This is a genomic window from candidate division KSB1 bacterium, assembly GCA_022566355.1.
GTDB lineage: Bacteria > Zhuqueibacterota > JdFR-76 > JdFR-76 > DREG01 > JADFJB01.
In genome coordinates this window covers 1-14,181 of record JADFJB010000115.1, presented here as the reverse complement: position 1 = coordinate 14,181, position 14,181 = coordinate 1, and the positions used below count along the sequence as shown (strand labels likewise).

Annotated in this window: 13 protein-coding genes; 7 read left to right on the top strand and 6 right to left on the bottom strand. The window is 42.6% G+C overall.

Annotation, left to right across the window (positions count from 1 at the left end; genetic code table 11):
* Nucleotides 1–243: 243 nt before the first annotated feature.
* Entirely contained in the window at nucleotides 244–393 is a 150-nt protein-coding gene (locus IIC38_16525) for a hypothetical protein (GenBank protein MCH8127541.1), read from the top strand.
* Nucleotides 394–528: 135 nt separating this feature from the next.
* Here IIC38_16525 and IIC38_16520 read toward each other — a convergent pair whose 3' ends face one another.
* Both IIC38_16520 and IIC38_16515 read right to left on the bottom strand, forming a co-directional pair.
* Nucleotides 529–918 (bottom strand): type II toxin-antitoxin system VapC family toxin, encoded by a 390-nt coding sequence (locus IIC38_16520; GenBank protein ID MCH8127540.1) that lies wholly within the window; start codon nucleotides 916–918, stop codon nucleotides 529–531.
* The gene (locus IIC38_16515; protein MCH8127539.1) at nucleotides 915–1,145 is read right to left on the bottom strand and encodes a type II toxin-antitoxin system Phd/YefM family antitoxin; all 231 of its coding nucleotides are present in this window, start codon (nucleotides 1,143–1,145) and stop codon (nucleotides 915–917) included. The genes IIC38_16520 and IIC38_16515 overlap by 4 nt, the downstream gene beginning before the upstream one ends.
* Before the next feature lie 836 nt (nucleotides 1,146–1,981).
* Between IIC38_16515 and IIC38_16510 the strand changes: the two genes are divergently transcribed.
* Nucleotides 1,982–3,394, top strand: coding sequence for a tetratricopeptide repeat protein (locus IIC38_16510; protein ID MCH8127538.1), 1,413 nt, complete (start codon nucleotides 1,982–1,984; stop codon nucleotides 3,392–3,394).
* Between the two features lie 410 nt (nucleotides 3,395–3,804).
* Here the strand turns inward: IIC38_16510 and IIC38_16505 are convergent, their stop codons facing one another.
* On the bottom strand, nucleotides 3,805–4,419 hold the full coding sequence (locus IIC38_16505) for a hypothetical protein (GenBank protein MCH8127537.1): 615 nt from the start codon (nucleotides 4,417–4,419) through the stop codon (nucleotides 3,805–3,807).
* Between the two features lie 381 nt (nucleotides 4,420–4,800).
* Here IIC38_16505 and IIC38_16500 point away from each other — a divergent pair, with 381 nt between their 5' ends.
* The 4 genes from IIC38_16500 to IIC38_16485 are packed head-to-tail and all read left to right on the top strand — an operon-like array spanning nucleotide 4,801 to nucleotide 8,983.
* Nucleotides 4,801–5,253, top strand: coding sequence for a nucleoside deaminase (locus tag IIC38_16500; protein MCH8127536.1), 453 nt, complete (start codon nucleotides 4,801–4,803; stop codon nucleotides 5,251–5,253).
* A gap of 3 nt (nucleotides 5,254–5,256) precedes the next feature.
* Nucleotides 5,257–6,738, top strand: coding sequence for an acyl-CoA synthetase (locus IIC38_16495; GenBank protein MCH8127535.1), 1,482 nt, complete (start codon nucleotides 5,257–5,259; stop codon nucleotides 6,736–6,738).
* Nucleotides 6,739–6,781: 43 nt separating this feature from the next.
* Nucleotides 6,782–7,567 (top strand): cyclase family protein, encoded by a 786-nt coding sequence (locus IIC38_16490; protein MCH8127534.1) that lies wholly within the window; start codon nucleotides 6,782–6,784, stop codon nucleotides 7,565–7,567.
* Nucleotides 7,568–7,576: 9 nt separating this feature from the next.
* Entirely contained in the window at nucleotides 7,577–8,983 is a 1,407-nt protein-coding gene (locus IIC38_16485; protein ID MCH8127533.1) for an amidase, read from the top strand.
* A gap of 111 nt (nucleotides 8,984–9,094) precedes the next feature.
* On the opposite strand, the gene IIC38_16480 is transcribed toward IIC38_16485, so the two are convergent.
* Together IIC38_16480 and IIC38_16475 are read right to left on the bottom strand one after the other, a co-directional pair.
* Nucleotides 9,095–9,433, bottom strand: a complete 339-nt coding sequence (locus IIC38_16480) for a hypothetical protein (protein ID MCH8127532.1) — start codon at nucleotides 9,431–9,433, stop codon at nucleotides 9,095–9,097.
* Nucleotides 9,400–9,819, bottom strand: coding sequence for a hypothetical protein (locus IIC38_16475; protein MCH8127531.1), 420 nt, complete (start codon nucleotides 9,817–9,819; stop codon nucleotides 9,400–9,402). Before IIC38_16475 ends, IIC38_16480 begins: the two co-directional genes overlap by 34 nt.
* A 479-nt stretch (nucleotides 9,820–10,298) precedes the next feature.
* Here IIC38_16475 and IIC38_16470 point away from each other — a divergent pair, with 479 nt between their 5' ends.
* Nucleotides 10,299–12,938 carry a carbohydrate binding family 9 domain-containing protein gene (locus IIC38_16470; protein MCH8127530.1) on the top strand — a complete coding sequence of 880 codons (2,640 nt, stop codon included), beginning with the start codon at nucleotides 10,299–10,301 and terminating at the stop codon, nucleotides 12,936–12,938.
* Nucleotides 12,939–13,260: 322 nt separating this feature from the next.
* Here IIC38_16470 and IIC38_16465 read toward each other — a convergent pair whose 3' ends face one another.
* Nucleotides 13,261–14,043 (bottom strand): virulence RhuM family protein, encoded by a 783-nt coding sequence (locus tag IIC38_16465; GenBank protein ID MCH8127529.1) that lies wholly within the window; start codon nucleotides 14,041–14,043, stop codon nucleotides 13,261–13,263.
* Nucleotides 14,044–14,181: the final 138 nt, after the last annotated feature.

The window sequence follows — 14,181 nt, the reverse complement described above, 5'->3', positions numbered from 1 at the left end:
TACATGAAGTGACCAACAAATGACCGGCAAAACCATATCCCATTTACCCTGTGAGATTAAAATGCACGATTTCCTAATAATAATTGGACCCAAGAGAGAACTTCAACATGATGATAAATCTCCATGTACATTATCTCACTACGAAGTAAGGGTGAAGCATTCTAGAAGACGCTTTGGTGAAATCCTAAAAGCAAATGAGAAGAATGCTTCACCCCAACAGCTGGCTGATGAGGAGGCTCAATAATGATTGGCAAAACCATTCCGCCCAGGCGGGACAAAATCCTCTCAAAGCTTGGAGAGGGCGGGATGGGTGTCTTCTACAAAGCTGAGGACATCAAACTCAACAGAACCGTCGCCTTGAAATTTCTTCCGACGAATAAACTTGACACCTGAGAAGAAAAAACAACGCTTCGAGTAGGAAGCCAAAGCCGCTACCCAATTGAACCACACCAATATTGCTACCATTTATGAAATTAACGAGCATGAGGGTGCTTCGACAATTCGGCGCTTAGATCTTTCGACTTCAAATTAGGGGATGGTATGAACATGACCCCATTCTTTGATGCTCTTGTCGAGGGTAATGAGTGGGGCGCCGAGTTTCAGGCAGGATGCAGCAATGATTCTGTCTGCCGGATCTTTATGGAACTCACCAGGTAATCTGGTGGCTAAAACAGCAATTTCTGGAGTGAGCTCTATTAACTTGATGCCTTTGTACTTTAAAGCTTGTGTAATCCAATCCTGGACATCGATGCTGAATCTGAGCCTGTTTTTAGCAACCAGCATGGCTATTTCCCAGCAGGAGATAATACTCACGCCGAGGACGTCGTTGTCTCTAATGGCTTTACGTGCTTTAGCTGGCAGCTTTTCAGGCCCATCATTGATAAAATAGAACCAGATATGTGTGTCGAGAACGATCACTCTTTTGCGGCCTCCCATTCGTTATCGATGGGAGAAATAATATCACCGATAAATGTTGCAAGCCCCTTAAGAGAAGCGTCGGTGCTGTCTTTTTTGTTGTCGAAAGGCAGCAATTTCGCAACAGGTTTGCCATGTTTGGTGATGACCAGTGGCTCATTGGTCTGTGCCACGGCATCAAGCAAGGCAAGACATTGCGCCTTAAATTTTCCAGCTGGTATTGTTTTCATTTTTGGTTTCCCATTTATTGCGGACGAATTATGACCCAATTATTATGACTATGGGAATATATTTATACTAAAGCACAAACACAAGGAATATTATTTTTTTGATCATTGTGGCGTAATTTGTAATTGAATTCAATGTGAATTCATGGAAGGAAGTTTCGCAAAAAAAGGGCAAATTTATTTCATTTGATTATCCGAAAAAGGAGCGACTATAGATACGCCTTATTCTGTAGGGAAAAGTGAAGAAGATTCATTCATCGAATCATAATATTGAGTAACCTGAATGCAATAATGACTACAAATATATTGAAAAAGAAAAATATGAAGGAATAGACGAAGCAAGTAAAAGATACTTTTGGACTAAATGAGCATGGTTTCGCCGGAATATGCAGGAGTTGTTAATTCAGATTTGCATACAATAAAAGGTATCTATTTTAAATTTTTCATACCCGTCAAATTTTCAACTAATTTCCAAGAAAATCATTGATTTTAGACTTATCAATTTGTAAAATTCAATATCGTAGAACCGGAAATATCTGCGACTAAAATCAAAAACTAACTTGTGACGCCCACATCATGATTGGTAAAATTGTTCGTAAAAAATATTTTAACTTAGAATGATATATGGAAAACTATAGAATAACTTGTTATGTTTTATGAAAAGGATGAAATGGGATGGAAGCTTTCGGCAAACATAACAAAAATATGTTACTGGTCATTTTGGTCGTTGTTTGAAAAACAGTAACAACCAAGATGCCACAAATGTTGACGTTATGTTGTATTTGAGATTTCTTGTTTATTGCTTCTGAATTTCATCAGTATCACGCAAGGAAAACAATATGAGACAAGCCAAAATCATCTGCCTGTTGCTGATGCTCGCCATAATGGCGGGTTGCTCCGCTTCCAAGCAGGCATACAAAGAGGCGAGGAAATACGACGAAGCCGGCCTTTTTGTCGAATCAGCCGAGCAGGATCTCAAAGCGCTGGATAAAGATCCAAAGTTCAAAGAAGCGAAAAAGCACCTGCTTGGTGTGGCGCCGAAGGCTTACGATGAACTGATGCGCCGGGCACAGAATCTCCAGCAGGCCGAAAACTGGGATCAGGCGGTTGCGGAATACAAACATCTGGACCGTTTACTGAGTCGCTGCCTCCGGCATGGTGTGGTTTTCGAAACCGTGAATGTGAAGGAGCGCCTCGCGAAAGCGAGAAACAGGGCGGCGGCTTTTCATCACAAGAATGCCGAAACGCTCTTTGAAAAAAAGGACTGGCGCCGTGCCGCGCAGGCTTATTTGAAGGCGCACAACCATGTTGACAACTTCAAGCAGTCGTTTGACAAGGCGATTCGGTCGTACATGAGTGCCGGCAACCAATCGTTGAAGGAGAGAAGCTACCCCGCTGCGATCAAAGATTTCAAAGATGCCCTGAAGGTTGCGCCGAACCATGCCACAGCGGAAAAAAGGCTGGCGGAAAGCCACTATCGTCTCGGCAGGCAGTTTTATGATAATGGCCAATTCCGGCAGGCGTTGACCCAACTAGAAGAGGCAGAACGCCTCAACCCGGACGCAAAACACATCGAGCAATGGGCCGACAAAGCGTACGAAGCAGCCGTCCAGTACGTCGCCGTCTTCCCGTTTGTGAACCGCACGCGTGTGCGGATCGATGGCAATCATATCGCCAGAGCGCTCTTGACCGTGCTCGAGACACGCAATCTGAAATTCGTGGATTTTATGCAGCACTCCGAAACCATGGCGCTGATGAACAACGTCAACTACGGTCCGTACGGCCGCATCAGTGAATCACAGTTGCGCGAGGTGGCGCTGGAGGAGGGGTTGGATTCCTTTGTCTGGGGTACCATTCTCGACATCTCAGTAGCTGACAGCCCGGAGAACATGACCGAAATGACGCACGAGAAGGAAATTACGGTCAAGGACAGCATGGGCAAAGACGTGGATACAACGAAGACCATCTACTACCGCGAGTACAGTCGCGAGCGCAATGTGCGAGTCCAAATGGAGCACGTCATCCTGGAAACGCAAACCGGCAAGATTCTCGACCGCCACCGCTTTACCAGGAAGATTAGCGATGTGGCACAGTGGATTGCCTACCAGGGCAGCATTTACGATCTGCCCAAAAAGAAGCGTGCCCTTCTGGATGCGCCGCGCAACCCGCGTCCACTGCCTGCACTGGTGGATGAAATGATTTCTGGTGCTGTGGACAAGATCGGGCGGGAGGTTGTGAAGTTTTACAAGTGAACTACGGCACATTTAGATTCCCGTAATATTAGTTGACTGGAAATATCTCCTAACTAAAATCAAACTCTTGTGACTACCATATCATGATCGGCAAAACCATATCACATTATAAAATCCTTTCCAAACTCGGTGAAGGTGGGATGGGTGTGGTCTACAAAGTCGAGGATACCAACCTTGACAGGGAGGTTGCTATAAGTTTTCATAATTATTCATATTAAAACACCCGTTTTCGCGGGTCTACTTAATAGTTAGACGCCCAGAAACTTCGGTTGGGTGCAAGTGAAAAATTTGAAGAAAAAAGTATTAAAAAGAGATATACTTATGGGGATACCATTAATCACATGGGGAATCCTGACGCTCATTGTTTTCGAGAGTAGTGCTAAAGCTCAACAACCTCTTTTCTCCAAAGCCTAACTATCAAATAATCCCAATTGGTTATCATTGTCTTTACGCTCTTCGGATTTCTTTTTTAAAACGGATAAACGCTCCTGTTTCTCTTTTTGCATTTTTTCCATAATTGATTCTTTAGTTTCCCTCCTCATTCTGTTTTCTACAAAATCCTCTTCCTCTGCTTGCTGGACTTCGTTCATCTGCTTATCAAACATAGCTTTGGAGATTATAAACCCAGATTCTGTTTCATAAAATGTGAACATATCACTTATTTTTTCCAAACAGTAGCCATCTGCTCCTATAGACAAATTACACAATTTCTGAATTTGTTTCGCTTTATTTCCTGTCGTTGATTTTTTTGTTTCAAAGAAAACGCAGATGTCATCGGCAGTAATGTAATATTCGTTATCTTGGTCAAAAAGAAAATTGAGAAGTGCTATCACATAGACTATTGAAGCAGCCCATTGTTCGCTCGTGCTTCGAAGAATATTTATTTTCCTTTTTCTGCCAAGTGTGTCACACAATTTAGAACAAAATCCTTCTATCTCGGAATTTAAACAATCCTCGCAAAAATCGTGAATCAGATTCTTAATCTCTGTAAGCTTCACATCTTTTTCATCTTTGATATCTGACATTTTTTACATGAACCGCATTTTGTTATATTTTTTTCTACATAACCAGTCGATTTATGCAGCATAATTTTTATCCTACGATAATTGTTCATTAATATAAAATATTTTTTCCTAAAGGCAACCAGAGAATGAAAGTTTCAATTTAATGGCGCCTGGTTTTCGGTAGCAATTGTTTTATTTGTTTTGTTATCATTATTTAGTGTCTGAACGAAAACTCTTTGCCCATACCACTCATTGTCACTTCGCTCGAAATGACAAATAATGAGTTTTCGGTCAATTCACTATTTATTCATTTTTTTAACGAGAAATCATTTCACTAGAATACATTGAACATGAATATTTGCCCATCAAAAACTTTCTTCCTATACTAAGATTGTGCAAAAAATGAATCAAAACAGTTATCAACAAATGCTGCAAATTGCCATCGATGAAGCAAAAAAGGGTTTGCAGGAAGGCGGCATCCCAATTGGCGCTGCTTTGTTTGAACAGGATGGGAATTTACTCGGCAGAGGGCATAACCGTCGCATTCAGGAAGACGATCCTTCGGTTCATGCAGAAACAGATGCATTTCGTAAAGCAGGAAGGCAAGGCAGTTATCGCGATAAAATTATGGTCACAACCCTTGCCCCATGCTGGTATTGCAGCGGGCTCATTCGACAATTTAAAATAGGAACTGTGATTGTTGGTGAATCGGTAAATTTTAAAGGGGGCATCCAATGGCTTCTTGAAAATGATGTAGAAGTGGTTGATCTCAACTCAGAGGAATGTGTTAAATTGCTGGCGGATTATATTTCCGCTAATCCGGATATTTGGAATGAAGACATTGGAGAGGAATAGGCCGTGCCGCAAATTGTAGAGAGAGCAAAGTTATTTCCGGATCGCACAGCCATTTTAGATGAAAACGGAACGCATTCCTATCGCCTGTTACTCGAAAAAGCACAGAAAATTGCCTCAACCTTGTTGGAAAATCGGGATGACTTGAATGAGGCCAGAGTTGCCTTTATGGTTCCTCCTGGTTTTGATTACGTCGCCATCCAATGGGGAATTTGGCTGGCCGGTGGTATTGCGGTTCCTTTATGTGTCACACATCCTTTACCGGAAATCGAATATGTTTTACAGGATTCCGGAGTTGAAATATTAGTACTCCACCCGATATTTAAAAATAAACTCAGTTCGATATCAAAACAGCAAAGCATTCGTTTGGTCTTAACATCTGAATTCAAAAATAACCGGAAGAAAGTACATCCTGAAATCGATAAAGAGCGAAGAGCAATGATTTTGTACACTAGCGGAACTACCAATAAACCCAAAGGTGTCGTCACAACTCATCGCAATATCGATGCACAAATCACCTGTTTAACTGAGGCGTGGGAATGGTCTTCAGATGATCATATTCTACACGTGCTTCCGCTGCATCATACCCATGGGATCATCAATGCATTATCCTGTGCTTTATGGAGTGGAGCCGTTTGTGAATTCTTGCCAAAAATTGACGCTGATTTAATTTGGGACCGATTCATAGAAGGCGGTCTTACACTTTTTATGGCAGTGCCTACCGTTTACATCAAATTATTAAACTGCTGGAAAAAAGCAAATCAAACGAAAAGAAAACAGATGTCCGATGCATGCAGGAATATGCGATTAATGGTTTCGGGATCGGCAGCGCTGCCGGTGCATGTATTTGAGAAATGGAAAGAAATCAGCAGCCACAATCTGCTGGAAAGATACGGTATGACTGAAATCGGCATGGCACTATCGAATCCATACCATGGTGAACGAAGGCCGGGAAGTGTAGGAATGCCTCTTCCCGGGGTAACTGTCCGGCTTTTTGACGATTCAAACAAAACAATTCATAAGGAGGGGAAATCCGGGGAAATTAGAATAAAAGGAGAAAATGTTTTCAAGGAATATTGGCAAAAACCGGAATCTACAAAGGAAGCATATTGGAACGAATGGTTTTGCACCGGCGATGTTGCGGTGATTGAAAATGGCTATTTTCGGATACTCGGACGCAGCTCGATTGATATCATCAAGACTGGTGGATATAAAGTATCGGCGCTTGAAATTGAAGAAGTTTTGCGCAATCATCCTGCGATTTCTGATTGTTGTGTCGTGGGCGTTGAGGATCCCGATTGGGGCGAGAGAGTTTCTGCGGTAGTTATTTTAGCAGATCATTATGAATTGTCATTATCGGAGTTGCGTGCATGGAGTAAAGAAAGAATGGCAAACTATAAAATTCCGTCTAGATTATTGATTTTAGAGGAACTGCCGCGAAATTCAATGGGAAAAGTTATTAAACCAGCTGTTAAAAAATTATTTTAAAATCAACAAAATAAATGAACAGTCAAGGATTGAAGGAGGCTTCATGAAATTGTACGATCTTTCACAGCTGTTAAACCAGGAAGTTCCAGCTTGGCCATACTACCCACCCTTTGAAGTGAAATATATCAAGCGCAAATCTGAGCATGGTGTCAATGCGCAGTATATTCAAACTTCGAACCATATGGGAACCCATTTGGACGCTCCGCGCCATTTTGTAACCAACGGTATGACCATCGACGAAATTCCACTCGATTGGCTTTACGGCCCTGGCGTCATCGTCGATTTAACCGATGAAATGGATGAATTGGCGGTGTATACTCCGGATATGATCGAACAGCGCGTCCAGGTAAACCAAGGCGATTTACTGATCCTGCATACGGGCTGGCATCGGCATGCACAATTTGGCTCCGAACCGGATGAAGAAAAATATATTCACATGCACCCGGGGGCGCATCCGGACATGGTTCCCTGGCTGCTTGATAAAAAGATTAAGATTTGGGGTGTGGATGTTGTTTCCACCGACCATCCAATGGACTTACCGATTGGAAGGTTTTTGGGAAAAGGTATGCATGGCCATTGTGATAAGGTTCGTGCCAAATGTGAAGAAAAATACGGTAAAGCGAATATGGAGAAATTATTCCCTGACGAAGATTACCAGTTGACCCACAATGTTCTTTTCCCGCATAACTGTATGCATATTGAAAACCTGGGTGGTGATCTTTCAGCTCCGGAGATTCAAAATAAACGATTGATTATCGGTTGTTTTCCCTGGAAATTTAAAGGAGGGGAAGCGGCATTTTCCCGTGTAATTGCATTTGTGGAGGATTAAACCAATCGTATGATTGCGGAAAATGAAATTGCCCGAAAGTCGGCCACTGAGTTGCGCAGGTTGATTGGCAACAAAGAGTTGTCACCTGTCGAGGTTGTGGAAGCGTGCTTGAGCCAAATCGAAAAATACAATGGCGTTATTAATGCGGTTTGTACCGTGAACGAAAGCGCTTTAGATGAAGCGCACAAAGCAGAACAGGCAATAGTTAATGGTGATAAACTGGGGATATTGCACGGGCTTCCGGTCGGAATTAAGGATGTCACAGAAACTGCCGGAATCCGCACAACTTATGGAAGTCCGCTTTACTCAACACATATTCCTAAAGAAGATGCCCTGGTTGTTCAACGATTCAAACAAGCCGGTGCTATTATTTTAGGTAAAACAAACACGCCGGAATTTGCTACTGGCGGAAATACATTTAATGAAGTCTTTGGTGCAACCCGGAATCCATGGAATACAAAATTAAGCGCTGGAGGATCCACAGGTGGCGGCGCTGCTGCATTAGCAAGTGGTATGATTACTTTAGCCGAGGGCACGGATTTGGGTGGTTCCCTTCGGATTCCGGCATCGTTCTGTGGCGTTGTGGGTTTAAGGCCAAGCCCCGGATTGGTTCCAACCGAACCTACAAACTATCTTTGGGATAGCCTCTCCGTAACGGGAGGGCTGGCTCGAACGGTTGAGGATTTGGCTTTAATGCTCCAGGCAGTCAGTGGTCCCGGTGAACAAACGCCGTTTTGCCAACCCAATAAAGAGAGGGATTTTATTTCTGCAGTCCGGAAAAAATTACCGAACAAGCTAAAGGTAGCCTATTGCCAGGATATTGCCGGCATCGGAATAGAAGATGAGCTTGGACAAATTTGTCGCAACGCTTCGTTTGAATTATCGCAAATAGGAATGGAAGTCGATGAAATCGATTTTGATTTATCTTTCGGTCGGGATGCCTTTCTGGATTTACGTGGATATAGAATGGTTGCGCAGCACTTTAATCGATTAGACAAGCTAGATGAATTAGGAGAAAATCTAAGAGGGAATATACGGGCAGCTCTTAAAATTACAGTAGAACAATTGGCAGCTTCTGAACAGACGCGACTTAAAATCCAACAAAAATTTGAAAGTTTCTTTGAAGATTATGACACTCTTTTGACGCCTTGCATGGTTGTCTCGCCTTTCCCTGTTGAACAAAATTATCCGGAAACTGTTGCAGGTAAAAAGATGAAAACGTATGTGGATTGGTTTGCACCCACATTTTTACTTAGCCTAACCGGACTTCCTGTTGGTTGTGTCCCGTGTGGATTAACCAGTGAAAAACTGCCGGTTGGCTTACAAATTGTTGGAAAACCATGGAGTGAAGAAAGTGTGTTGGCATTGGCTCAGCGGGTTCAGGATTTATTTCCCATAGGATTACCATATCTGTAGATTATGTACCATTCAGTTTAAAAATAGCACACTTATATCGGGGGGGGAAATCATTTGTTGGTGTTTTAAAAGAGAATACAGAGCAGTAGTAGCATAATGCGTTGAGATGATTCATTCTTTTTCTTCCCCTTTGAAAATAATGTTTAAAATCAAGTTAAGAGATACAGCCAAAATCACTGCCAACACAACAGAGTTGGTCAGCAAAAGTTTAACAAATATCGGTAACGGATCCAACCACTCCGATCCTAAGGAATAAGTCGCATAAATGGGAACACAGATTGCACAAATCAAGGAAATACTTATAATGAAGGAATTGGCATTGGTGTTTTTCGCAACATTCAAAATCCTGGTACCAGATACGAAAATCATTCCACAAACGATTATAAAAACTCCGCCTAGTACCGACCTGGGCATTGCTACAAGCAGTGCGCCAAATTTTGGAAGCGCCAATAATCATTTCGATTAACCCACCAACAAATACAGCTCCCCAAAAGAAATGAAGCTCCCATTTGACTGGCAATGGGTACTATAGTCCCGGTAAGCGTAGCAGATGGTCCCTGGATGATTGGCAGGCGATTGCCAATTGTTGATTGAAGCAGGGTAGCAATGCCCATAGAAAACAGGCAAAAATTGATGAATTGTGCTCTCTCATGTATGGACATGCCAACTGCAGCGGCAACAGCTAATGGTAAAACAAATGGCGATATATCGACGAGGGTATGTTGCCAGCCAAAAAGGATACATTCCCACCAGGTTTTTGGTCTTTCATTAATTTTGTAGATTGGTGTTCTTAAGGTAGGTTTTTCTTCCCAAACTGCATCTTCAATCTGATTCATGCATTATTCCTTAAACCTGATTAGAAATTTGATTTACTAGTACCCAATAAAAGGATATTGTTTAAAATATCCACATTTTTAGACAGGATAAACAGGATTATCAAGATAAAAAGCAAGTATATCTTTGTTAATCCTGTCAAAAAAGAAAAAACGGCTATAAAAAATAGTTTGTTCAAAAAACAAAGTTTTACACTGTAATAGCATAATATATGCGATGAAGCAATCACAAAAATCAATGATTTCTTTGGAATAGTTGGCTTATTGAGTGCGAAATATTCTACAAGATGTCCAAATGAAACCCCCAACATCCGGCATCTGGCATCCAGTATCCAGCATCCAGCATCCAGCATCCAGCCTCTAGCCTCTAGCCTCTCTTTTTTCCACAAATCCCACTCTTAAAAATTATTCTGTAACTTTTCCCGCTCTCTTATCGTCTTAATTTCAGACTCACAATAATTAAATCTTTTTTGGAGGTTGTTATGAAACGCGTATTCATAATGCTACTTTTTTTTACCGTTCTTTCTATTTTACCCGGAATTCTTCTTTCGGATGTCGATAAACAAGTACGTGCTATTCGTTTGAAGAACGCAGTGGTTATCGATGGTAAACTCGATGAAGCTGTTTGGCAAAACGGTTTCGGGATTACAAATTTTAAACAACGTGACCCCATTGAAAATGCCGAACCCAGCCAAAACACAATTGTTTGGGTTGCTTATGATGACGACGCAATCTATGTAGGGGCAAGGATGTACGACAGCGCTCCTGATTCGATCATCGCACGATTGGGACGAAGGGATTCTCATCTTCAATCTGATATTTTTCAATTTATGGTGGATCCATACCTGGATAAACGCAGTGGATTCTTTTTCTCTTTATATGCCGGTGGAACCCGCAGTGACGGCATCCTTTTTAATGATGATTGGGACGATAATTCCTGGGATGGTGTATGGGAAGGCAAGGTCAATATCGATGAAGAAGGATGGACTGCGGAAATGCGTATCCCATTTTCCCAGCTGCGATTCAAAAATAAAACCGAACAAATCTGGGGGGTTAACTTCCGCAGGGATATTGCTCGAAATAATGAGCGGGATTACCTGGTCTTCACACCGAAGAACGAAAGTGGCTTCGTTTCCCGTTTTGTCGAATTGGTAGGTATCAATGATATAAAACCCTCGCGCCAGGTGGAGATATTGCCCTACGTGAGAACGAAAGGCGAATTTACCCACCCGGCTGCCGGAAATCCGTTTCACGACGGCTCTAAGTATTTACCGGGTTTTGGCGCCGATATTAAAATCGGGCTTAGTAACAGCTTGACGTTGGATGCGACCATAAACCCGGATTTTGGCCAGGTGGAAGTGGATCCTGCCGTTGTGAACCTAAGCGATGTGGAAACTTTCTTTAGCGAAAAAAGGCCGTTTTTTATCGAGGGTTCCTCGACTTTTAATTTTGGTCGCGGCGGCTCCAGCAGCAATTGGGGCTTTAATTGGGGGAATCCAAACTTTTTTCATAGTCGAAGAATCGGCAGGGCGCCGCAAGGCAGTTTGCCAGACTACGATTATGCAAATGTCCCTGATGGCACAACAATTCTGGGAGCGGCAAAACTCTCAGGAAAGATTCAGAATAACATCAATTTTGGCATGGTGCACGCGTTAACCCAGCGCGAATATGCCGACCTCGATTTTCAAGGGAATCGGTCATCAGCAGAAGTAGAGCCCATGACTTATTATGGCGTCTTTAGGGCACAAAAAGAAATGAATGAAGGCAGACAAGCATTGGGTGTCATTTCCACCTTAACTTCACGTCAGTTTAAGAATGATGGCCTGCGCGATAATATGAACAGCTCGGCTTTCTCCGGCGGTGTCGATGGCTGGACGTTTTTGGATAAAAACAAAGTTTGGGTGATTACCGGATGGGCAGGACTTTCTCACATAGACGCCAATAAAACCAGGATGCTCTCGTTACAGAACAGCTCCAGCCATTATTTCCAAAGACCGGATGCAGGCCATGTAAGTATTGATAGTAATGCCACAACGCTTACCGGCTGGGCCGGCAGGTTGATGCTTAATCGCCAAAAAGGCAGCTGGTTTTTGAATTCCGCTTTGGGTATGATCCATCCGAATTTTGATGTCAATGATCTGGGCTTTATGTGGCGGACAGACCTGATTAATGCTCACCTCGCTACCGGGTATAGTTGGACAAAACCCACCCAATATTACCGCAGTCTCTGGTTAACTTTTGCCACTTTCCGGAGTTATGATTTTGATAATAATAATATCGGCCAGGGTTTCTTTCAATTCGGTAATATCCAATTCTTAAATTATTATGGTATAAATTGGAGTTTCAGTTATAATCCGGAAACTTTAAACAATAGAAGGACCCGCGGCGGACCCTTAACCCTTAACCTGCCCAACTGGTCTGCCAGCGGCTGGTTAAACACGGACCGTAGGCATGCCTGGGTGTTTGGGTTGGGATCTTTCGGTGGAAGAGGAAAATCCGGATTTCGCCAATGGGGCATCGATGGCAATATCGAATGGAAACCTGCTTCTAATATTTCTCTAAATGTTTCCCCGAGTTACAACCGCATGCAGGAACCGGCTCAATACCTTGGTTCGTTTGAGGATGCCACTGCAACCCAAACTTATGGAAATCGTTATGTTTTCGGCGCCCTGGAGCAAAAATCATTTTCAGCAAATATCCGTTTAAATTGGACTTTCAGTCCAAATCTTAGCTTACAACTCTATGCACAGCCACTAATCTCCTCAGGCGATTATACGGATTTCAAGGAACTCGCCCGACCGGAAAGTTATGACTTTAATGTCTATGGCGAAGGGAATTCTACTTTTTCCGAAGATAATTACATAGCAGATCCGGACGGTCCGGGTCCGGCAGCGCCAATCGAATTGTCGAACCCGGATTTTAACATCGTGTCTTTGCGTGGTAATGCGGTATTGCGTTGGGAATACTCCCCGGGCTCTACGTTATTTTTCGTATGGACCCAAAGCCGCTCTGAATACGAAAATATCGGCGAATTTGAATTAAGAAGATCCTTCAACCGCTTAATGGATATCCGCGCCGACAATATTTTTATGGTAAAAGCAACCTACTGGCTGGGCTTGTAGAATGTCATTTCGACGATACCCTTCGGCAAGTTTATCTTGAGCGAAGTCGAAAGGCTCAAGATGAACTCTGCGAGAAGAAATCTTGTCTCTATTAAATTATTTTTTTTGTGGATCAAAAGATTTCTCGTCGTAAACTCCTCGAAATGACAGCATTATTGTTATTTTTCAGAAGTCTCAAATAGAATAATCATATAACCTCCCGGACGGCATTGGTGGTTTTAGCGCTGCTATCAACACCAGTGCCGTCTTTCCTTTTTGGTTTTCACGATTTATAATTCAAAGATTTAATGATCCCTTAACAATTTCTATGAGTATACCAACGCTAAAGAAATGTTAGGGAAGATGGGAGTGAAGGTGAGGTGTTTTCGTGTCTGGGCAACATGGGTTGAGAACCGCAATAGACTTTAGCAAAAGTGGTTATTCGCCGCATGTTCCAATTGGTCAGGCCCATGTGTATTTTAGTAGCATCCGCTGAACTATAAATAATTTCAGCAGCCGTTTTTCCTGTTATAGCCCAATGCAGCTTGTTTTGGACCGAAGCGAAAAAATCTTTAGCAATAGGCGCGTTCATATCATAATCAGCGGAGAGGGCATATATATCTGTGATTTTCTGGTAAAAGCGACGCTCACTGGCCCGGATCTCCCGGATGCGCTCTAACAGTTCGTCAAAATAATCTTTGCCAAAAACCTGCTTGCCCTGCTTGAGCCGTTCATCATCCAGAACAAAGCCTTTTATGATGAATTCTTTCAGGGTTCTGGTCGCCCAAATGCGAAATTGCGTAGCTTGGTAAGAATTGATGCGGTAACCAACCGAGATGATGGCGTCAAGACTGTAAAACTCCATGTTTCGTTTAACCCGCCTTGTTCCTTCTTTTTGAACTGTTTCCAAAATGGAAAGAGTTGCCTCCTTCTGGAGTTCTCCACTTTCAAATATGTTTGAAAGGTGCTTGCTGATTGCCGGTATTTTGACCCCGAAAAGTTCTGCCATAGCCATTTGTGTAAGCCAGACAGTTTCGTCTTTTAGAAACACTTCGATATTTACTTTTCCATCATTCCCGGTATAGAGAAGGAAATCGGATTGGTTGTCAAGTGAATTGTATTTCATTTCACGTTTCTTTCCTGTAAGTCGCTGTCAGGGGCAATAGAAGGGGCGTAGATGTATGGGTAACCCTGTTTTTCAAAGAGTTCTATGGCGAATTTTTCGATTACGGATTCGGTGATTTTGTCAGTCATTAAGATTCCC